General features: G+C 72.4%; 19 protein-coding genes. 7 read left to right on the top strand and 12 right to left on the bottom strand.

Translation table 11 applies throughout. The features are described from left to right. Positions 1-32 precede the first annotated feature (32 nt). Positions 33-2,918 (bottom strand): UPF0182 family protein, encoded by a 2,886-nt coding sequence (locus OHV05_RS21650; protein ID WP_405019141.1) that lies wholly within the window; start codon positions 2,916-2,918, stop codon positions 33-35. Positions 2,919-3,083: 165 nt separating this feature from the next. Between OHV05_RS21650 and OHV05_RS21645 the strand changes: the two genes are divergently transcribed. Beyond that, on the top strand, positions 3,084-3,644 hold the full coding sequence (locus OHV05_RS21645; RefSeq protein ID WP_403034723.1) for a PPA1309 family protein: 561 nt from the start codon (positions 3,084-3,086) through the stop codon (positions 3,642-3,644). 39 nt (positions 3,645-3,683) lie between these two features. On the opposite strand, the gene OHV05_RS21640 is transcribed toward OHV05_RS21645, so the two are convergent. The 4 genes from OHV05_RS21640 to OHV05_RS21625 form a co-directional block, all read right to left on the bottom strand. Continuing rightward, positions 3,684-4,766 carry a PDZ domain-containing protein gene (locus OHV05_RS21640; RefSeq protein ID WP_405019140.1) on the bottom strand — a complete coding sequence of 361 codons (1,083 nt, stop codon included), beginning with the start codon at positions 4,764-4,766 and terminating at the stop codon, positions 3,684-3,686. Positions 4,767-4,809: 43 nt separating this feature from the next. Continuing rightward, a complete protein-coding gene (locus OHV05_RS21635; RefSeq protein ID WP_403034718.1) occupies positions 4,810-4,992 on the bottom strand; it encodes a hypothetical protein in 183 nt (60 codons plus the stop codon). Between the two features lie 151 nt (positions 4,993-5,143). Continuing rightward, the gene (locus tag OHV05_RS21630) at positions 5,144-5,584 is read right to left on the bottom strand and encodes a molybdenum cofactor biosynthesis protein MoaE (RefSeq protein ID WP_403034715.1); all 441 of its coding nucleotides are present in this window, start codon (positions 5,582-5,584) and stop codon (positions 5,144-5,146) included. Positions 5,585-5,738: 154 nt separating this feature from the next. Then, positions 5,739-6,887: an NAD-dependent epimerase/dehydratase family protein gene (locus tag OHV05_RS21625; protein ID WP_405019139.1), complete on the bottom strand. Its 1,149-nt coding sequence runs from the start codon at positions 6,885-6,887 to the stop codon at positions 5,739-5,741. A gap of 180 nt (positions 6,888-7,067) precedes the next feature. Between OHV05_RS21625 and OHV05_RS21620 the strand changes: the two genes are divergently transcribed. Further along, complete coding sequence (locus OHV05_RS21620; protein ID WP_405021512.1) at positions 7,068-8,582, top strand: zinc-dependent metalloprotease; 1,515 nt, start codon at positions 7,068-7,070, stop codon at positions 8,580-8,582. Further along, positions 8,579-9,151 carry an NUDIX hydrolase gene (locus OHV05_RS21615; protein ID WP_405019138.1) on the top strand — a complete coding sequence of 191 codons (573 nt, stop codon included), beginning with the start codon at positions 8,579-8,581 and terminating at the stop codon, positions 9,149-9,151. Before OHV05_RS21620 ends, OHV05_RS21615 begins: the two co-directional genes overlap by 4 nt. 43 nt (positions 9,152-9,194) lie before the next feature. Here OHV05_RS21615 and OHV05_RS21610 read toward each other — a convergent pair whose 3' ends face one another. Further along, complete coding sequence (locus OHV05_RS21610; RefSeq protein WP_405019137.1) at positions 9,195-9,848, bottom strand: M48 family metallopeptidase; 654 nt, start codon at positions 9,846-9,848, stop codon at positions 9,195-9,197. A gap of 194 nt (positions 9,849-10,042) precedes the next feature. Here OHV05_RS21610 and OHV05_RS21605 point away from each other — a divergent pair, with 194 nt between their 5' ends. Together OHV05_RS21605 and OHV05_RS21600 are read left to right on the top strand one after the other, a co-directional pair. Continuing rightward, the gene (locus OHV05_RS21605) at positions 10,043-11,140 is read left to right on the top strand and encodes a ThiF family adenylyltransferase (protein WP_405019136.1); all 1,098 of its coding nucleotides are present in this window, start codon (positions 10,043-10,045) and stop codon (positions 11,138-11,140) included. A 239-nt stretch (positions 11,141-11,379) separates the two neighbouring features. Further along, positions 11,380-12,732, top strand: coding sequence for an ABC1 kinase family protein (locus OHV05_RS21600; protein ID WP_405019135.1), 1,353 nt, complete (start codon positions 11,380-11,382; stop codon positions 12,730-12,732). Between the two features lie 97 nt (positions 12,733-12,829). Here OHV05_RS21600 and OHV05_RS21595 read toward each other — a convergent pair whose 3' ends face one another. The 4 genes from OHV05_RS21595 to OHV05_RS21580 form a co-directional block, all read right to left on the bottom strand. Beyond that, positions 12,830-13,075 (bottom strand): hypothetical protein, encoded by a 246-nt coding sequence (locus OHV05_RS21595; protein WP_403035134.1) that lies wholly within the window; start codon positions 13,073-13,075, stop codon positions 12,830-12,832. A 149-nt stretch (positions 13,076-13,224) separates the two neighbouring features. After that, entirely contained in the window at positions 13,225-13,542 is a 318-nt protein-coding gene (locus tag OHV05_RS21590) for a WhiB family transcriptional regulator (protein ID WP_405021511.1), read from the bottom strand. Positions 13,543-13,752: 210 nt separating this feature from the next. After that, positions 13,753-14,181 carry a hypothetical protein gene (locus OHV05_RS21585; RefSeq protein WP_405019134.1) on the bottom strand — a complete coding sequence of 143 codons (429 nt, stop codon included), beginning with the start codon at positions 14,179-14,181 and terminating at the stop codon, positions 13,753-13,755. Between the two features lie 264 nt (positions 14,182-14,445). Further along, positions 14,446-16,617: an ATP-dependent DNA helicase UvrD2 gene (locus tag OHV05_RS21580; RefSeq protein ID WP_405021510.1), complete on the bottom strand. Its 2,172-nt coding sequence runs from the start codon at positions 16,615-16,617 to the stop codon at positions 14,446-14,448. A gap of 283 nt (positions 16,618-16,900) precedes the next feature. Between OHV05_RS21580 and OHV05_RS21575 the strand changes: the two genes are divergently transcribed. Next, positions 16,901-17,158, top strand: a complete 258-nt coding sequence (locus OHV05_RS21575) for a mycoredoxin (protein ID WP_350661091.1) — start codon at positions 16,901-16,903, stop codon at positions 17,156-17,158. Positions 17,159-17,187: 29 nt separating this feature from the next. Here OHV05_RS21575 and OHV05_RS21570 read toward each other — a convergent pair whose 3' ends face one another. After that, the gene (locus OHV05_RS21570) at positions 17,188-18,039 is read right to left on the bottom strand and encodes a GntR family transcriptional regulator (RefSeq protein WP_403034693.1); all 852 of its coding nucleotides are present in this window, start codon (positions 18,037-18,039) and stop codon (positions 17,188-17,190) included. A 187-nt stretch (positions 18,040-18,226) separates the two neighbouring features. Between OHV05_RS21570 and OHV05_RS21565 the strand changes: the two genes are divergently transcribed. Continuing rightward, on the top strand, positions 18,227-18,721 hold the full coding sequence (locus OHV05_RS21565) for an ATP-binding protein (RefSeq protein ID WP_405019133.1): 495 nt from the start codon (positions 18,227-18,229) through the stop codon (positions 18,719-18,721). Positions 18,722-18,828: 107 nt separating this feature from the next. On the opposite strand, the gene nudC is transcribed toward OHV05_RS21565, so the two are convergent. Then, positions 18,829-19,761, bottom strand: coding sequence for an NAD(+) diphosphatase (gene nudC, locus OHV05_RS21560; protein ID WP_405019132.1), 933 nt, complete (start codon positions 19,759-19,761; stop codon positions 18,829-18,831). Between the last annotated feature and the right edge of the window lie 54 nt (positions 19,762-19,815).

Below are 19,815 nucleotides of genomic sequence, written 5' to 3'. Positions count from 1 at the left end.
CGGGGGTGGAGCAGCTCGTTAACCGCTGTTCGTCAGCCGGTCTTCTGCTGGCTCGCCGCGGCGGCGGCGTCCAGCGCGGCCTTCAGTGCCTTCTGGGCCTCGCCGTACTTGGCCCAGTCGCCGGCCTTCTGCGCCGCCTCGCCGTCGTTGAACGCCTTCTGGGCGTCCGCGATGGCCTTGGCCTGCTCGGCGTTGACCGTCCCCGGCGTGGTCGGGGTGGTGGGCGTGGTGCCGGGGGTGGTCGGCGCCGTCGGAGTGGTCGGCGTCACCGTGGTGGCGTTGCCGAGCACCTTCTTGAGCGCCTCCTCCAGGGTGTTCTCGAAGGCCACGTTGTCGTTGCCGTACACCGCCAGCACCTTCTGCAGCACCGGGTAGTCGGCGCCGCGCCCGCGCACGTAGACCGGCTCGACGTTGAGCAGGCCGCCGCCGACCGGGAGGGTCAGCAGGTTGCCGTACTCGATGTCGGAGTCGCCGCCGATCTTCAGCGTGTTGAGCTTGTTGGCCACGTCGGTGTTCGAGTTGAACTGCGACTGCACCAGCTTGGGCCCGAGCGTGTTGCTGTCCCCGGGCACCTTGAGGATGCGGATCTTCCCGTACTCCGGCCCCGGGTCGGCGCTGACCGCCATGAAGGCCGCCAGGTTGTCCCGCTTGCTGGGCACGAAGGTGGTGGTCAGCGAGAAGCTCGCCTGGGTCACCGCCGGGTCGGGCATCCGGACCGTCATGTAGTACGGCGGCTGCACCGCACCGGTGTTGGTGGTCGGGTCGACCGGGACCTGCCAGATGTCGGTGCCGTTGAAGAAGGAGTTGGCGTCCGTCATGTGGTACTGGCCGAGCAGGTCGCGCTGCACCTTGAACATGTCCTGCGGGTACCGCAGGTGCGGCATCAGGGTGCTCGGGATGTCCGCCTTGGCCTTGACCGTGCCGGGGAACGCCTTCATCCAGGTCTTCAACACCGGGTCGGCGTCGTCCCACTGGTAGAGCGTCACCTCGCCGGTGTAGGCGTCCACGGTCGCCTTCACCGAGTTCCGGATGTAGTTGACCTTGTTGACCGAGGTGAGCGTGCGCCCGCGCTGGTCGGTCAGCGAGTCCTTGGTGACGTCGCCCAGGGTGGTCTTGGAGGCGAACGGGTAACCGTCCGAGGTGGTGTAGCCGTCCAGCACCCAGACCAGCTTGCCGTCCTGCACCACGGGGTACGGGTCGGCGTCGATCGAGAGCCAGGGGGCGACCTTCTCCACCCGCTCCTTGGGCGTCCGGTCGTAGATCACCTTGGCGCCGTCGGTGATGGCGCCCGCGTACAGGATCTGCGGCTCGGCGAACCGCACCGCGTAGGCGGCCCGGGTGAACGGGTTGTTCAGCGAGACGCCGCTGTCCCCGGTGTACTTGTACTGCTTGTCACCCGCGTCGGTCGAGTAGTCGATCTCCTCGTTGGTGCCGCCGACGATCGAGTAGGTCTTGGTCTCCTCGCCGTAGTAGATCCGCTGCTGGTAGTCGCCCAGCGAACCGGTGGACGGCAGACCCGACTCGGTGAAGACCGGCTGGCCCTTGTCGTTGACCTGGTTGCCCTTGGCCGAGACGACGCCGTAGCCGTGGGTGTACTTGAAGTGGTCGTTGATCCAGTTCCGCTGCTGCACCCCGGCGAGGTTCAGCTCGCGCAGGCCGATCACGGTGTCCTGGCCGCCGGCCTGGCCGTTGCCGTACCGGTCCACGTCCAGCGTCTTCGGGAACTTGTAGTACGAACGCTGCTGCTCGATCTGCTGGAAGGTCGGCGAGACCACGTTCGGGTCCAGCAGGCGGATGTCCGAGATGGTCTGCGCGTCCGCCTTCAGCGCGTCGCTGTTGGTCGACGCCTTCGGCGCGTAGGCCTGGGTCTGACTGTCCGCGATGCCGTAGGCCTGCCTGGTGGCGTCGATGTTCTTCTGGATGTACGGCGTCTCCTTGGCCTGCTCGTTCGGCTTGACCTGGAACTGCTGCACGATCGCCGGGTAGAGCCCGCCGATCAGCACCGCCGAGAGCGCCATCAGCCCGAAGCCGATCAGGGCCGGGGCCCAGGTCTTCCGGATCGGGGTGAGGAAGAACAGCGCCGCACAGATGATCGCGACGAAGAACAGGATGGTCTTGGCCGGCAGGAACGCGTTGGCGTCCACGTAGCGCAGGCCGGTCCAGCCGTCCACGCCCTTGTACGCGCCGGACTTGACCGCCAGCGCGTACCGGTCCAGCCAGTACGCGGCCGCCTTCAGCAGCACGAACAGGCCCAGCAGCACGGCCAGATGGCCCTGCGCACCGCTGCTCGCCTTCCGGCCCGGGCCCTGCAGCCGCAGGCCGCCGTACAGGTAGTGCACGACCACCGAGGCCAGCAGCGAGACGATCACCGCGCTGAACGCGAAGCCGAGCAGGAACTCGTACCAGGGCAGCTCGAAGGCGTAGAACGAGACGTCCAGGTGGAACTGACTGTCCTTCACCCCGAAGGAGGTCTGGTTGGTCCAGAGCATCCAGGTCCGCCACTGCCCGGACGCCGCCGCCCCGGCCACCAGGCCGACCAGCAGCGAGGCCGCGATCAGCAGCCACTTCTTGTACGGGGCGATGCCCATCCGGTAGCGGTCCAGGCTCTGCTGCTCGACCGACATCGCGGCCAGCGGCGGCCGGAGACGGTACGCCAGCCAGGTGTTGAGGCCGACCACCACCGCCATCGCCAGGCCGAAGACGGCGAACAGGCCGACCTTGGTCCAGAGCTGGGCCGTGAAGACGGAGGAGTAGCGGACCGACTTGAACCAGAGCCAGTCCGTCCACAGGCCCGCGAACATCACGAACAGCAGGAAGAGCACCGCCAGCACCCCTGCGGTCAGCAGGAGCACTCGGGTGCGCCGGGAGGGCGGGCCGACTCTGGCGCGGAAGCCCGGGCCTCCCGGGCGGTCCGGCATCTGGAATACCAAGGTGGCACCTCTGCTGTGTCGTGTGTGGGTCGGTCTGGTCCGGTCTCCTGTGCAACTTAATCGGTCTTTACCTGAGTTCCCACGGTTCACCACGAGTTCGCCGCCGGGGTGGGCCGAACCGGGTGTCGGCGCCGCACGTGTGAGGATTGGGGCATGTCCGATGCACTTGATGCCCTGGCCGGCGGCAAGCCGCCCGCCGCCACCCCGCTCACCCGCGCCGCGCTGGAGATCGACGAGTACGCCGCCACCCTCGGCTGGGACCTGCCGACCCGGCTGTTCGCCCTGGTGGACAGCGCCGCGCTGCGCAAGCAGGACCCGAAGCTGGCCAAGCAGCTGGGCCTGACCGACGAGAAGCCCGGCGACCTCACCGTGATCGAGCAGGACGAGCTGCCCGCCGGGATGGAGCTGGACAAGTTCCTCGGCACCATCGCCTGGCCCGACCAGGTGGTCGGCTGCGCGCTGGTGGTGGAGCGTCAGATGCTGCCGCCGGGCGCCGAGCACAGCCGCCCGAAGAACGCCACCGAGGCCCAGCTCGCCGACTGGGCGGCCAACCACCCGGCCCGCGAGGAGGTCCGGATCACCGCGGCGGTGCTGCGCGACGGCAAGAAGGAGATCGCGCTCCGGCTGCGCTCCAAGGACGTCGCCCGCGAGGTGCTGACCGGCCCCGACCTGGTGCCCGGCCTCACCGAGGCGCTGCTCGCCACCTTCTCCTGACCGACTGACCCGCCGACCGGCTGACCCGCTGACCGGTCGTCAGCCGACGGCGCAGCCCGGCAGCGCCGCGCCCTGCCCGGCCCGGATCTGCTCCAGCGACTTGAGCGCACCGTCCAGGGTCTCCGTCTTCACCAGGCGGAGGCCCTTCGGCGTGCTCTTCGCCGCCTCGGCGCAGTTGTCGGCCGGGGTGAAGAAGTACTCGGCGCCCTTGTCCCGGGCCGCGATCAGCTTCATCGAGATGCCGCCGATCGGGCCGACCTTGCCGTCGTCGCTGATCGTCCCGGTGCCCGCGACGAACTTGCCGGCCGTCAGGTCGGTCGGGGTCAGCTTGTCCACGATGCCGAGCGAGAACATCAGGCCCGCGCTCGGGCCGCCGACGTCCTGCAGCCCGATGTCGATCTTGAACGGGTAGGTGTGCTCGACGTCCGGCCGGATGCCGACCACGGCGCGGTTCGCGTCCGTCGCCTTCCCGGTCACCACCGGCACCTGGACCTCGTCGGCCGCCGTCGCGGCGGCCCCGCCGCGGTCCTTCGGGACGATCGTGAAGACCGTGGTCTCGCCCGGCTGGTGCTTGGTCACCTGCTCGGCCACCTGCTCGGCCGTGGTCACCTTGGTGCCGTCCACCGCGACGATCCGGTCCCCCGCGTGCAGCTTGCCCTCGGACGGGCCGCCGGCCACCACGGACTTGACCACCACCTGGGTGCCGACCGGGATGCCGAGCTGGTTGAGCGCGGCGGTCTTGGCGCTGTCCTCGGAGGAGGCGAACTCCTCCGCGTTCTGCTGCTGCGCCTCCTGGTCGGTCTGCCCCTCGGGGTAGACGTTCTCGTGCGGGACCACCAGCACGTCCCCGCGCAGCCAGCCGATCACCGCCGACACCAGGCTCGGCTCGTACTTCGCCCCGGTCACCTGGACGGTCGTCATGTTGAGGTGTCCGGAGGTCGGGTAGGTCTCGTGCCCGGTGATCTGGATCACCGGCTTCCCGTCGTCCTCCTGCGTCCCGAGCGTGTTGTACGTCGGACCCGGGCTCATCTCCGTGTAGGGCACCTTCATCAGGACCGACGCACAGAGCAGTGCTATGAGCAGCAGGGTGGCGGCGAGCATCGTCGCGGAGCGGCGTGGCATGGGACCGACAGTACGGGACGGGGCCTTCACCGCGCCGCCCGGGTCACCGCTTCCCGGGCTCCGCCGGGGAGCCCGTGCTGCGCTCCATCGCGGCCCTGAACCGCTGGTGTTCGGCCAGTGAGGCGGGGTCTCCGGTGGCCCTCGGGGTGCGGGCGGCCCAGCCGGCCCAGAGCATGGCGGCCAGTGCCGCCACCACAGGAATGATCAACCAGGCGAGCGCAGCCATGTCCGTACTCCCAGCTCGTCGTTCGTATGAGCAGATTAACCACCCGGCTACCCAACGGCAGCAGCGCCATTCGGGTTACGGCACGACGATTTCGCTCACCACTGAGAAGTATTCGTATGACCGGATGCGACCGAACGGGTCTCGGGGCGGGTCAGCAGGAGCCCGCGCCGACCCATTCCTCCTCGCCGTCGGTGAAGACCTGGTGCTTCCAGATCGGCACCTCGTGCTTGAGGTCGTCGATCAGCCGACGGGCGGCCGCGAACGCCTCGCCCCGGTGCGGACAGGAGACCGCGACGATCACCGCCTTGTCGGTGATGTCCAGCCGGCCGATCCGGTGCACCGCCGCGAGCGCCCGGACCGGGAACTCGGCGACGATCTTCTCGGCGATCCGCCGCATCTCCTGCTCGGCGGTCGGGTGGGCGCTGTACTCCAGCGCCGCGACCGACTTGCCGCCGTCGTGGTCGCGCACCGTGCCGACGAAGACCGTGGTGCCGCCGGCCGCGTCGTCGCCCACCGCCTCGTACACCTCGTCCAGCGAGAGCGGGGTCTCGCGGATGGCCAACAGACGGATCGGGTCGTGGTTCTCGGACATGGTCACCATGATTCCTCATCCCCCGGGGTCCGCGACAAGGGGTTTCCGCATCACGATTGGGCCATTCCGTCAGGCGGAACAGATCGGCTCCACCCCGGGTGCGGAGGGCGCCGAGCAACAGGCGCACGGCCTCGGCCGCACGCCCCCTTACCGGTCAGATCCGGCGGCTCTTCCGGGCCCGCCGGACCAGCGCCGCCGTACCGATCAGCGCCACCGTGGCACCCGCCGCCCCCAGACTGGTCGCGGCCTCCTTGCCGCCCAGCCGGCGCCCGGCCACCGCGTGCTTGCCGGCCACCTGCGCCAGCAGCTCGCCCAGCACCTGCTCGTTGGTGTACGCGGGCCGCCAGCCCGCCTCGTACAACCGGCTCCCGGAGACCACCCACGGGTACATCGTGTAGGCGAGGTCACCCGCCGGGGCCGGGGTCAGGCCGAGCCGGTGCAGCCGGGCCGCCGTACCGAGCGCCAGCGCGGCCGGCAGCTCCATCCGACGGATGCCGGACAGCTGCTCGACGTCCTCCTGCTCCAGCCAGCCGTCGCAGCCGACCGTCACCTCGCCCTCGACCAGGCCGAGCGTCGCGTACTCCAACGCCACCGCCAGGTCGTCCACGTGGCAGAACTGCCAGCACGGCCTGGAGCCGGCCACCACCAGCAGCCGGGGTGCCTCGAAGTGCCTGGTCAGCACGGTGTCGATGCCGGGACCTACCACCACGGCCGGGCGCAGCACGGTGACCTGCAGCCCCGGGTGCGCCCGGGGCGCGCGGCGGGCCAGCCGCTCGATCTCCAGCAGGTCGCCGACCAGCGAGGCCTCCTCGGTGGCCCGCAGCTCGGCCGACTCGGCCAGCGGCACCTCGTTGTCCGCCAGCGCGCCGTAGACCATCGCCGAGGTGCACAGCACCACCCGGCCCACCCCGGCCGCCGCGGCGGCGGTCAGCACGGTCTGCGCCCCCCGCACGTTGTACGCGCTGCGCGCCCGGGCGTCGGTCTCCATCCCGAGGTCCATCGCCAGGTGCACCACCACGTCCACGCCGGTCAGCCGTTCGGCCACGGCCGGATCGCGGATGTCCAGCACCCGCCACTGCACCCCGGGCACGTCACCGCGCCGGTCGTCCAGTGCGAGCACCTTGCGCACTCCGGGGGAGCCGACCAGGCGCGCCGCGACCCGTTCGCCGAGCACCCCCGCGGCACCCGTGACGGCCACGGTGAGCGGCTTGCCGCCGTAGGCTGGAGACGGCGAACCCGCGGCAGCTGGGGCGTCCTCACCTCCGGTCAGCCCAGAGCGAACGTCCGAAGGCGGGGAACTCACCGGCCATCCTCCACGGTTAGCTTATGTGCGTACGTACGAGTGTCACGTACCGACCATCCTGCCCGAGGCGCGGCCCCGGCGGTGCACCCGGCGCGATCGGGCCGCGCGGCCGACGCCCTTCCCGGGCGCGCAGACCCCCGCCACACCACGCGCGTGACGGCCGATCAGATCGAGGACCCCGTGAGCGACCTCCCCTTCGGATTCGGCGTTCCTCCCGAGGAGCCCGAGGACGGCAAGGCCAAGCGCGACAAGGAGAACAAGGACGAGAGCGCGGAGCCCACGCCGCCGCAGCCGTTCGGTTTCGGTGGGGCCAACCCGTTCGGCGCGCTGTTCGGGATGGGCGGTCCCGGCGCTCCCGGCGGGGCCTCGGGCGACAATCCGTTCGGGGCGATGCTGGGCGGTCTGAACCCCAACGACCTCGGCGCGGCGTTCCAGCAGCTCGGCCAGATGCTCTCGTTCGACGGCGGCCCGGTCAACTGGGACCTCGCCCGCGACATCGCCCGGCAGACCGTGGTCGCCGAGCAGCCCGAGGGGAAGACCAAGGACCGCTCGGTGAGCGCCGCCGAGCGCTCGGCCGTGGCCGAGGCGGTCCGGCTGGCCGACCTCTGGCTGGACTCCGCCACCGAGTTCCCGTCCGGTGCGGGCACCGCCGTGGCGTGGAGCCGGGCGGAGTGGATCGAGGCCACCCTGCCGGTCTGGAAGGACCTGGTCGACCCGGTCGCCGAGCGGGTCGGCAACGCCATGGGCGGCGTGCTGCCCGAGGAGATGCAGGCGATGGCCGGGCCGCTGATGGGCATGATGCGCTCGATGGGCGGCGCGATGTTCGGCACCCAGATCGGCCAGGCGCTGGGTGCGCTGGCCGCCGAGGTGGTCGGCTCCACCGACGTCGGCCTGCCGCTCGCCCCGGCCGGCAAGGCCGCCCTGCTGCCGCAGAACGTCGCCGAGTTCGGCGAGGGCCTGAGCATCCCGGTCGACGAGGTCCGGCTCTACCTGGCCCTGCGCGAGGCGGCCCACCAGCGGCTGTTCGCCCACGTGCCGTGGCTGCGGGCGCACCTGTTCGGCGCCGTCGAGGCGTACGCGCGGGGCATCAAGGTGGACACCACCCGGATGGAGGAGCTGGTCGGCCAGCTCGACCCGAGCAACCCCGAGGCGCTCCAGGAGGCCCTGGCGAACGGCCTGCTCCAGCCCGAGGACACTCCCGCCCAGAAGGCCGCGCTGGCCCGCCTGGAGACCGCGCTCGCGCTGGTCGAGGGCTGGGTCGACGCGGTCGTGCACGCCGCCGCCGAACCGCACCTGCCGCAGGCCGGCGCGCTTCGCGAGACGGTCCGCCGCCGCCGGGCGGCCGGTGGCCCGGCCGAGCAGACCTTCGCCACCCTGGTCGGCCTGGAGCTCCGCCCGCGCCGCCTGCGGGACGCCTCCCGGCTCTGGGCCTCGCTGGCCGACGCCCGGGGCGTCGACGGCCGGGACGCGCTCTGGGAGCACCCCGACATGCTGCCCACCGCCGCCGACCTGGACGACCCGGACGGCTTCGTGCACCGCGGCTCCGGCGACGGCGCCGAGGGCGGCATCGACTTCACCGAGCTGGACAAGCTGCTCGGCGAGGCCGCCAAGGGCACCAAGGCCCCGGAGCCGGGCACCGCTCCCGGCGCCGGGGACGAGGGCACTCCGGGCAAGGACGAGGAGCCCGGCAAGTGACCGAGCTGCACGCCGACGCCGTCCGGACGCTGCGCTCCTGGTCGGTGTCCGACCCGGGGCAGGACCGGCTCCGGCTCGACTACCTCGACCATCTGGCCGACCGCCCGGACGGGATGTGGCGGGCCTGCCTGCCCGCCCACATCACCGCCAGCGCGCTGGTGGTGGACCCGTCGGCCGACCGGGTGCTGCTGACGCTCCATCCGAAGGTCGGCCTCTGGCTGCAGATGGGCGGGCACTGCGAGCCCGGCGACGCCACGCTGGCCGCCGCCGCCCTGCGCGAGGCCACCGAGGAGTCCGGCATCACCGGCCTGGAGCTGCTCACCCTCGACGGCAAGCCCGTCCCGGTGAAGCTGGACCGGCACCAGGTCCGCTGCACCGGCAAGGACCGGCCGGAGAACACCCACCTGGACGTCCAGTACGTCGCGCTGGCCCCGGCCGGGGCGCGGGAGCTGATCAGCGAGGAGTCGCTCGACCTGCGCTGGTTCGACTACGACCACCTGCCCGAGCCGACCGACGGGTCGCTGCGCGAACTCGTCGCGCTGGCCCGGAAACTGACCGAGGGTCGGTGACCCCGGCGGCGGCCGTCGCCGGGCCCGCACACCGCCGCAGTCCTCAGCCGCCGCCCCGGGCGTGCGGCAGCTGCGCTGCGGCGGCCACGCCCTCCAGGTAGCCGCGGGCCCGCTCGGTGTGCGGGTAGGTCGCCAGCAGCGCCCAGAACCGCGGGCCGTGACTCGCCTCCAGCAGGTGCGCCAGCTCGTGCAGCAGCACGTAGTCGACCACGTACTCGGGCATGCCCTGCAGGCGGTGGGAGAGCCGGATGCTGCGCTCGGCCGGGGTGCAGGAGCCCCAGCGGGAGTTCTGGTTGGTCACCCAGCGGACCACCTCGGGCCGGGCCCGGCCGCCGAGGTACTCGGCCGACAGCTCGGCGGCGCGCCGGGCCAGCGCGTCGTCGCCGAGCACCTTGCGGCTCTCCTGGGCGGCCAGCCGGTCGAGCATCCGGGCCACCCAGCGCTGCTCGTCGGCTCCCGACATCCGGGCCGGGATCAGCACCACCGTCCGATCGCCCTCGCGGTAGGCCGAGACCGTCCGGCTGCGGCGCGCGCTGCGCCGGACCTCGACCGCGCCCCCGCCCGGCAGCGGGACGGCCGGCAGCTCGGCCGCGCCGTCCGCCCGGGTACGCGTGGTGGGCGTCGCGGCTCCCGGCCCGGACGCTGCCCGGGCTCGGCGCGGCGACGCCGGAGGAAGGGAATCCCGATCGGCCGCCATGGCAGGTGACGTTACCCGCTGCCCCTGACAGCCGTCCCGGCCCCCGGGTCGGAAAAGTTGTCCACAGGCTGTGCAGAACGATCGTCCGACAAGCGCTCCGGCCTGTGGACAGCGCCCGGCGCGGTGGTGCCCGGATCGGGCATGCTTCCACCAGCCCGCCGTACCCACTCCGACCGGAGGCCGTCGTGCGCCCGATGGTGAAGCCCGCTCTCTCGCGTCTGTGGCGCGACCACGACACCCTGCAGTTCGGCACCGTCCGACAGCACGCCCGGGTGGTGGAACAGGTCAGTCAACCGGTCGCCGCCTTCCTGGAGCTGCTGGACGGGAGCCGGGAGCGGCCCGCCCTGCTGGAGGCGGGCGAGCGGCTCGGGCTCGGCCGGGAGGTCACCGAGCAGCTGCTCGGTTCGCTGGCCGAGGGCGGCCTGCTGGACGACGCCGAGGCCGGCCGGGCGCTGCTGGACAGCCTCCCGAAGGCCCGGCAGGAGCTGCTCGGGCCTGACCTGGCGTCACTCTCCCTGGTGCATCCGGATCCCGGCGAGGCCCCGGCCGTGCTCCGCGGCCGGGCCACCGCCCGGGTGGAGATCCACGGCGCCGGGCGGGTCGGCGCCGCCCTCGGGGCGGTGCTGGCCGCCGGGGGCGTCGGCGGCGTCACCCTGGCCGACCAGGGCCGGGTGACCGCCCGGGACTGCTCCCCCGCCGGCTATCCGCCGACCGACATCGGGCGGCTGCGGGCCACCGCCGCCCGGGAGGTGGTGCACCGCGCCTCCGGCGCCGTCGGCGAGCGGCAGCGCCCCCGGCCGCCCGAGGAGGCCGCACCGCCCGCCCTGGTGGTGCTCGCGCCCCGGGACGGCGCCGGTGCCTTCACCGGGATCGCCGCCGAGACCCACCGGCTGATGCGGGCCGGGGTGCCGCACCTGTACGTCGGCGTACTGGAGCATCTGGGCATCGTCGGGCCCCTGGTGCTGCCCGGCGCCTCGGCCTGCGGCTCCTGCGCCACCCTGACCCGCCGCGACGAGGACGAGGCCTGGCCCCGGCTGCTCGCCCAGCTCGGCGCCGACGGCCCCGGCCGACCGCGCACCCCCGCCTGCGACAGCGCCCTGGCCACCGCCGTCGCCGGGCTGGCCGCCCTGCACGTCGAGCTCTACCTGGACGGTGTCCGGCCACCGAGCGTGGACGGCTGGTGCGAGATCTCCGCCGCCGACGGGATGACCCGCCGCCTGCGCCTGCCCACCCACCCGGCCTGCGGCTGCACCTGGCCCTCCGGGCCGCCCGAGCAGCGGCCGGAGGTCTAGCCGGTGCCAAGGTCCGGGCAACCCCGGCGGAGCCGGATCGGGGAGCGGGCACAATGGCCAGTGACACGTCCCGCGGTGGGACTCGGAGCTGGGAGGCCCTGGGGTGAGCGATCTTCCGCGTCAGGCGGCCGCCCGGACGGGACCGCCCACGGCGTTGCACCAGCAGGCCACCGCTACTCAAACCACGACACGGGCTCCGGGCGGCGGAAACACCGACCGGACCGCTCGGGGGGCAGCTCATGTCTGAGATTCCGCGCAAGGCCGTCTCCCGCACCGCCCGGCTCGCCGCGCTCCCGCTGAGCTTCGCCGGCCGGGCGACGCTCGGCCTGGGCAAGCGCCTCGGCGGCCGCCCGGCCGACGAGGTCACGGCGGAGCTGCAGCAGCAGACCGCCGACCAGCTCTTCGCCACCCTGGGGAAGCTCAAGGGCGGGGCGATGAAGTTCGGGCAGGTGCTGTCGGTCTTCGAGGCCGCGCTGCCCGAGGAGGTGGCCGGCCCCTACCGGGCCGCCCTGACGAAGCTTCAGGACGCGGCACCGCCGATGCCCGCCACCAAGGTGCACTCGCTGCTGGCCGAGCGGCTCGGCCCGAACTGGCGGAAGAAGTTCCGCAGCTTCGAGAACCGCCCGGCGGCCGCCGCCTCGATCGGGCAGGTGCACCGCGCGGTCTGGCACGACGGCCGGGTGGTCGCCGTCAAGATCCAGTACCCGGGAGCGGGTGACGCGCTGCTCTCCGACCTGGCCCAGCTCAGCCGGGTGGCCTGGCTGCTCGGCCCGCTGATCCCGGGTCTCGACATCAAGCCGCTGATCACCGAGCTGCGCTCGCGGGTGGCCGAGGAGCTCGACTACGCCCTGGAGGCGGCGGCCCAGCAGCGGCACGCCGAGGAGTTCGCCGACGACCCGGACATCACCGTGCCCGGTGTGGTGGCCCAGGCCGACCAGATCCTGATCAGCGAGTGGCTGGACGGCACCCCGCTGTCCGAGGTGATCACCGGCGGCACCCAGCAGGAGCGCGACCGGGCCGGGCAGCTGCTCGCCCGCTTCCTGTTCGCCGGGCCGTCCCGGACGGGCCTGCTGCACGCCGACCCGCACCCGGGCAACTTCCGGCTGATCAAGGACGAGGGCCCGGTCGAGGGCTGGCGGCTCGGCGTGCTGGACTTCGGCACCGTCGACCGGCTGCCCGAGGGCCTGCCCGCGCCGATCGGCGACTCGCTCCGGATGGCACTGGCCGGCGACGCCGACGGCGTGCTGGACATGCTCCGCGAGGAGGGCTTCGTCAAGCCCGCGATCCAGCTCGACCCGGCCGCCGTGCTCGACTACCTGCTGCCGATCATCGAGCCGGCCACCGTGGAGACCTTCCACTTCACCCGGGCCTGGATGCGGGCCCAGGCGGCCCGGATCGCCGACCCGCGGTCCCCCGCGTACAACCTCGGCAAGCAGCTCAACCTGCCGCCGGCCTACCTGCTGATCCACCGGGTCACCCTGAGCACCATCGGCGTGCTCTGCCAGCTCGGCGCCAACGCGCCGTTCCGGGCCGAGATGCTGGAGTGGCTGCCCGGCTTCGCCCACCCGGTGGACGAGCCCACCGGCAGCTGACGCACCGGCAGACCCCGCGACAACGCGACGATGGCCGCCCCACTGCTGTGGGGCGGCCATCGTCGTCACGGGGGTGGAGCTGTTACTTCGTCAGGTCTCACATCAGGGCGACGGCGAGCGCCTTGCGGGCTCGCAGCGAAGCACGTTCGGCCCGCCGCACCAGTCGGGCGGCCCGGGCGACTCGCTCGCCCACCCGTTGGTGCTCCGCCTCCTGGAGGCGTTCTTGCATATGGGCGCGGGCCAGGGTTTCTTGCATGAGTTGCATCTCGCGGGTCCTGTTCTGGATCAAAAGTTCGTTGGTCTGCTCGAGGCGGACGGTCTGCTTGGCGGCGGTGGCGGTCATGTGGTGGTCCTGCTCGTGGTGCGTGCTCGGAAACGGACGGGAGTGGGCTGCATCGGCCTTGGCGGCCGCGATGCGGACCGAGTTGCGCAGTGCACTGTCCAGCGGGGGCTGCTCACCCCGACGGACGGTCACCGCACCGGACGCGGCGGTCACGCCACGACCTCGGTCTTGCGCGGACGGCCACGCGGCCGCTTCCGGGCCACCACGACACCCTGCACGAAGAGCTCGCCACCCCAGACGCCCCACGGCTCACGCCGCTCCAGCGCACCGGTCAGGCACGCGTCCTTGACCGGGCAGGTGCCGCACAGCGACTTCGCGTACTCGACGTCCGCCGGGGTCTCGGCGAAGAAGACCTCCGGGTCGAAGGCGCGACACGGGATGGGCTGGCCGTTGACCTCGGCCTGGTCGAGCGCGGTGAGCTGCATGAGAGAAACCTCCGGTGGATCGGCCTGGTCGGCCTTGGTGATGTCTGTCGGTACGGACGGGAGTGGCGGTGTGATGACCGTGGACACTGGCGTCTTCCTCGTCTTCTGCTGTGGATCCGGCCAGCTGACTGGTGGGGCTGGCCGGAGGTCCCGGAGGACCTGGGTGGATCTGACGTACCGGACAAAACAAGAGGGCCGCGAATCCCGGTGTAGACGGGTTCCGCGGCCCTGGAGGCTCGACCTGAGGCTGACTCAGGTTTGATCTCTCCAGGGTTCAGGGCCGCGGAAGGCCCACATCCGGACGGCCTCGGCAGCCACCAGGGCGGCCATGGCCTTCTTCTGCTTCTCGTCCTGCTGATCGGCGGCTCCGGCACCGTCGGCCTGCTGCGCATAGTCGCCATGCTTGGCGGCCGCAGCTGCTGCCTTCGATGCCATGAGCGGTCGCACGCTGGGAATGCCGCGACCGCCGCCGAACGTCGCCCCGGTGAGGGACAGACCCGTCTCGACGGAGGTGCCGAAGCTGCCGTTGCCCAGGCCATTAAGGCCGAGACCACTGACAACGCCGGAGACACCGGTGCCGTTGAGACCCGGACCGCTCAGCATGCCGACCTGCGAGAGGGCGCACGAAGGCATGGCGATGACGGTCTGGCCAGTCAGGTTGGTGATCGTCTTGGTTTCCACTGTCTTCGCCTCCTCTCGGCGCTCGCGGTGCCTGGTCTCCCGGGCCCCGATATTCGGATGATGGTCGGTCGTGCTGGTGATGCGGGTGGTGCGGGTCGTGCAGGTGGTGCGGTAATACCGGCAGGCGCGCGAAAGCGAGACCCTCGCGGCCTCGCGATCTCGTCCCCTTGACCGCTCCGGCAGGCTATTGCGCCGCATGTACGGCGCGCAAACTATTTTTCCGGCGAGTTTCGAAGAGCGCCCCGGGCGGCTCTCGGGAGCGGCTCAGGCCGACTCCTCAGACTCCCCCTGAGTCTCGTCGAGGGGTTCGTCCGTGGACTCGTCCACGGGCTCCTCCCCGGCACACAACGACAACACGGCGGCCCCGTATTTGTCCAGCTTCATCGCGCCCACACCCGAGATCACGGCCAGCTCGCGCTCGCTGGCCGGGACGTCCTCGGCGATCGCCATCAGGGTCGCGTCGGTGAAGACCACGTAGGCCGGGGCGCCCTGCTTCTTGGCCTGCACCGAGCGCCACTCGCGCAACCGCTCGTACAGCGCCTCGTCCATGTTCGACGGGCAGCTCTCGCAGCGGCGGAGCTTGCGCTCGACCGCGTCGGTCAGCGTGCGGTCGCAGACCCGGCACTTGACCGGGCCGCGCACCTTGCGGGCGGCGGACCGCTCGGCACCGAACTCGACCCCGCCGCGGCCGCCCTTGCCACGCGGCCCGGAGGCGCTGGAGCCCGGCCGCAGGCCGTCCAGGAAGCGGGTGGGCTTGCGGCTGGCCCGGCCGCCCGGAGAGCGGGACAGCGCCCAGGAGAGCGACAGGTGCAGCCGGGCCCGGGTGACGCCGACGTAGAGCAGCCGGCGCTCCTCCTCGACCTGCTCGTCGGTCTTGGCGTAGATGATCGGCAGGGTGCCCTCGGTCAGGCCGACCAGGAAGACCGCGTCCCACTCCAGGCCCTTGGCGGCGTGCAGCGAGGCGAGCGTGACGCCCTCCACCGCGGGGGCGTGCTGGGCGGCCGCGCGCGCGTCGAGTTCGCCCACGTACGCCCCCAGGTCGGCGATCTGACCGGCCGTCAGCCGGGCCGCCTCGAACTCCTCGGCGAGCCGGACCAGCGCGGACAGCGACTCCCAGCGCTCGCGCACGGTGCCCGAACCGGCGGGCGGCGCGGGGGTGAATCCCCGGCTCGCCAGCACCGCGCGGACCTGGCCCGCCAAGTCCGGCGCGTCGGCGGTCAGCGGGTCGGAGCCGGCCCGGGCGGCGCCGCGCAGCAGCATCACCGCGTCCCGTACCTCGGGGCGCTCGAAGAACCGCTCGGCGCCCTTGAGCTGGTACGAGATGCCGAGGTCGGCGAGGGCCTGCTCGTAGACCTCGGACTGGCTGTTGATCCGGAACAGCACCGCGATCTCGCTGGCCCGGACGCCCTTGGCGAGCAGCGCCTTGATCTCCCGGGCGGTGGTCTCGGCCTCGGTCGGCTCGTCGACGTACTCGGCGTAGACCGGCTCGGGGCCGGCCTCGCGCTGCGAGATCAGCTCCAGCCGGTGCTGGGCGGCCTGGCCGCTCGCCTTCGCCAGCAGGCCGTTGGCCAGGTGCACCACCTGGGGGGTGGAGCGGTAGTCCCTGACCAGCTTGACCACGGTGGCCTCGGGGTGCCGGGCCCGGAAGTTGAGCAGGTAGTCGGGGGTGGCGCCGGTGAACGAGTAGATCGTCTGGCTGGCGTCACCGACCACGCAGAGGCTGGCGCCGCCGCCCGTCCACTGGTCCAGCAGGCGCTGCTGGAGCGGGGAGACGTCCTGGTACTCGTCAACCGTGAAGTGCCGGTACTGGGCCCGGACCTGGCCGGCGATCTCCGGCCGGTCCTCCAGGATCGCGGCGGTGAGCAGCAGCACGTCCTCGAAGTCGATCACGCCGCGGTCGCGCTTGGACTGCTCGTAGGTGGCGTAGACCCGGGCGATCTCGGCCGGGTCGCGCGGGGCCTCGCGGCCGGTCTTGAGCACGGCGGCCGGGTAGTCGTCGGGCACGATCTGGGTGACCTTGGCCCACTCGATCTCGCTGGTCAGGTCGCGCAGCTCGGTGCGCTGGACCCGCAGGCCGCTGCGCCCGGCCGCCTCGGCCACCAGCTGGACCTTGCGCTCCAGCAGCCGGGGCACCTCGCCGCCGATCGCGCGCGGCCAGAAGTACTGGAGCTGGCGGAGCGCGGCGGAGTGGAACGTCCGCGCCTGCACGCCCTCGGCGCCGAGCTGGCGCAGCCGGCCGCGCATCTCCCCGGCGGCGCGGGCGGTGAAGGTCACCGCGAGCACCTGCTGCGGCTGGTAGACGCCGCTGCGCACGCCGTAGGCGATCCGGTGGGTGATCGCCCTGGTCTTGCCGGTGCCGGCGCCCGCGAGCACGCAGACCGGGCCGTGCAGGGCCGTCGCGACGGCCCGCTGCTCCGGGTCGAGCCCGGCCAGCACCGCGTCGGCGCCGCTGGGCGCCGGGTCGCCGTAGGCGGTGCCGTAGGGGGTGTCGTACCGGCCGGGGAGACCTGAGAGCTCTTCCTGCATGCCGTCCATCCTCGCAGGGCGGACCGACGTTCCCGCCCGGGTTGTCCACAGGCCCCGCCCGCTCAACGGATAATCAGCTCGCCGACCGGCGCGCGTGGTACGCCGCACACCGGCCGGGCGCACGGAATGTTCCGTCGCCCGCCGGACGTTGTCGGCCTTGACCGCACGCCCCCTCCCGAAGGAGTTCACCGCCATGTCCGGCAGCGTCACGATGTACAGCACGACCTGGTGCGGGTACTGCAACCGGCTGAAGAGCCAGCTGGACCGCGAGGGCATCGGCTACGACGTGATCAACATCGAGGAGGACCCGGCCTCGGCCTCCTACGTCGAGTCGGTCAACAACGGCAACCAGGTGGTGCCGACCGTGATCGTCAAGCCGGTCAACGGCGGCGAGCAGGTCGTGATGACCAACCCGAGCCTCCGTCAGGTGCAGGCCGCGCTGGCCGGCTGACCGAGCGTCACGAGCGCGCCGACGGCGCGTCAGAACCCGTGGCTCCGCTCCTCCCGGGGCGGGGCCACCGGTGTCTCAGGCACCGGCCTGGCGCTCAGCTCGCCGAGCCCGTAGACCAGTCGGCAGCGGTCCGCCGAGTACCTGGTCTCGATCACCCGGACCGGGCCGCGCGCGTCGTAGCCGACCCGGGTCTGCACCAGCAGCGGGGCGCCCGGGCCGCCCTGGAACCAGGCCGCCTCCTCCGGGCCCGGCATCCGGGAGACCAGGTGGTCCACCGCGCCGATCTCGGTCCGGCCGAGCGCGGCGAGCACCGCCTCGTCGCCGCCGGGCACCGGGTCCGGCTCCATCAGCGGGGTGCCCGCCGCCAGGCCCGCCCGGTAGTGGCTCTCCTCGATCGAGTAGGGCTCGCGGTCCAGCAGCCGGAGCTGCCGGCGCACCACCACCGCCTCGCCGGGCCGCAGCCCGAGCCGCTCGGCGATGTCCACCCGGGCCCGGACGATCAGCATCTCGAAGTCGACCGTGAGCCGGCGCCCGGCCGCCCTGGCCTCCCGGGCGTAGACCTCGGTCGGCGCGGCCAGGCAGTCCCGCTGCCCGGGCAGCTGGCCCGGCAGCAGGGCCGGGCCGTACACCCGGTGGTCCAGCACCGGATGCTCCTTCAGGTAGGTGCCCTTGCCCTGCAGCCGGACCAGCCGGCCCTCGTTGACCAGCACGTCGACCGCGAGCCGGACGGTGTTCCGGGCGACGCCGTACTGCTGCTCCAGCTCGGTCTCGACCGGCAGTGGCGCGTCGCCCCGCCACTCCCCGGCGGCGATCCGGCGGCGCAGGTCGGCGGCGAGTCGTTGGTACTTCGGTGATTGGGTACTGCCCCGTGGGATTGTCACCCGAGTGAATGTAGCGATCCGGCTTGCGCCATTTCAGCGAAACCGGCCAATATTGGCCGAGATCGGGGAACTCGGTATTGACCCCGACCAGGTCGTTCGCAGTCGCCCGGCGGCTCTCCGGTCCTGACGAAAGTCTGACCGGAAGGGTCGCATCCAGCCACGTACACCCGGGGGCGGAGCCATGCCCGTGACCAGTACCGCGCGCCACTTCAAGGCGCGGCCGATCAATCTTCCACACACCGGGGCCGCCGGTGCCGACCACCGCCCGGGGCGGGCCCTGGAGGCGGCCGACCGGGGCGCCTGGTCCGCCACCGCGAGCTTCCCGCCGCAGCCGCACAACGTGGCCAGGGCCCGGCAGCTGACCCGGACGGCACTGGCCGCCTGGGGTGCCGCCGAACTCACCGACAGCGCCGAGCTGCTGATGTCCGAGCTGGTCACCAACGCGCTGCGGCACGGCCGGGGCGCGGTCTCGATCACGCTGGCGCTGACCGACCGCACGCTGCAGATCTCGGTGGCCGACTTCGGCCGCAGCCTGCCGGAGGCCAGGGAGGCGGCCGACGAGGACGCCCACGGCCGCGGGCTGGCCATCGTCGGGGCGCTCTGCAGCGACTGGACGGTCACCACCCGGCTGACCGGGAAGACCGTCAGCTGCTGGCTTGATGTCGACCCGAAGAACGACTGAGCAGGTAATTTCGAATTCGGTCGAAATTAGCCGAACAACCGAATCACGATGACCGAAAGGGGCGTACGGCAATCAGCCGCACGCCCCTTTCCACTCCTACTGACGGACTACCAGCGAGCCGCACTCGGCAGTGGTTCCCCGTACCAGAGTTCGACCAGATGACGGGCGATCGAAATACCCGACGGCGGCAGGATCTCCCCCGCCTCCATCCCGGCCCGCAGCTCGTCCCGGGAGAACCAGCGCGCCTCCGCCAGCTCCTCGCCGTCCACCGTGATCGCGGTGCCGCCCGGGTCGGCCTTCCCCAGGAAGCCGAGCATCAGGCTGGACGGGAACGGCCAGGGCTGGCTGGCCACGTAGCCGACCTCGGCGACCTTGACCCCGGCCTCCTCCAGCACCTCGCGGGCCACCGCCTGCTCGATCGACTCCCCCGGCTCGACGAAGCCGGCCAGCGTGGACCAGCGGCCCTCCGGCCAGATCGCCTGCCGGCCCAGCAGGCAGCGGTCGTGCTCGTCGGTGATCAGCATGATCACCGCCGGGTCGGTCCGCGGGTAGTGCTCGGCCGCGCACGAGGTGCAGCGCCGGACGTGCCCGGCCCCGGCCTTCTCGGTCGGCTGGCCGCAGCGAGAGCAGAAGCTGTGCAGCCGGTGCCAGTGCTCCAGCGCGACGGCGTGCACCAGCAGCCCGGCGTCCCGGTCCGAGAGCAGCGCGCCGACCTCGCGCAGCCCGGCCGGACGGGCGTCGCCGTCCAGCCGCCCCGGCAGGCTGGAACCCGCCATCGCGAAGTACGAGGTGCCGTCCTCGTCGGTGCCGAGGAAGTAGCGGTCGCCGGTCTGCGGCGCCTCGAACGAGGGCAGCAGCACCAGCTCGGTGCCCTGGTCGGTGTCGACCACGAAGACCTCGCCGCCCGCGATCGGCAGCACCTTGGTGGTCGGGTGGCTCCAGGCCGCGGCCAGCCACGGCTCGTCGAAGCGGTGCTGGGCGGCCCGGTCGACGCCGACCCTGGCCAGCGCGAGCGGCTTGGTGTCAGGCGCGGTGCTCAACTCGGTCCCTCTCCGTTCGGTCGGACGTGCGGTCGGACGTTCGTTCGGACGTGC

It is taken from the genome of Kitasatospora sp. NBC_00070, from assembly GCF_045041205.1.
Taxonomy (GTDB): domain Bacteria; phylum Actinomycetota; class Actinomycetes; order Streptomycetales; family Streptomycetaceae; genus Kitasatospora.
Note: the sequence above shows the minus strand (reverse complement) of the source record. Positions and strands in the feature narration are given on the sequence as shown.

Coding starts and splice junctions, on each gene's coding strand:
- OHV05_RS21595 (WP_403035134.1), bottom strand. CDS start 13,075: ATGACCGCCACCGCCGCCAAGCAGACCGTCCGCCTCGAGCAGACCAAC.
- OHV05_RS21645 (WP_403034723.1), top strand. CDS start 3,084: ATGTCCGATGCACTTGATGCCCTGGCCGGCGGCAAGCCGCCCGCCGCC.
- OHV05_RS21635 (WP_403034718.1), bottom strand. CDS start 4,992: ATGGCTGCGCTCGCCTGGTTGATCATTCCTGTGGTGGCGGCACTGGCC.
- OHV05_RS21650 (WP_405019141.1), bottom strand. CDS start 2,918: ATGCCGGACCGCCCGGGAGGCCCGGGCTTCCGCGCCAGAGTCGGCCCG.
- OHV05_RS21610 (WP_405019137.1), bottom strand. CDS start 9,848: ATGGCGGCCGATCGGGATTCCCTTCCTCCGGCGTCGCCGCGCCGAGCC.
- OHV05_RS21640 (WP_405019140.1), bottom strand. CDS start 4,766: ATGCCACGCCGCTCCGCGACGATGCTCGCCGCCACCCTGCTGCTCATA.
- OHV05_RS21605 (WP_405019136.1), top strand. CDS start 10,043: ATGGTGAAGCCCGCTCTCTCGCGTCTGTGGCGCGACCACGACACCCTG.
- OHV05_RS21575 (WP_350661091.1), top strand. CDS start 16,901: ATGTCCGGCAGCGTCACGATGTACAGCACGACCTGGTGCGGGTACTGC.
- OHV05_RS21600 (WP_405019135.1), top strand. CDS start 11,380: ATGTCTGAGATTCCGCGCAAGGCCGTCTCCCGCACCGCCCGGCTCGCC.
- OHV05_RS21630 (WP_403034715.1), bottom strand. CDS start 5,584: ATGTCCGAGAACCACGACCCGATCCGTCTGTTGGCCATCCGCGAGACC.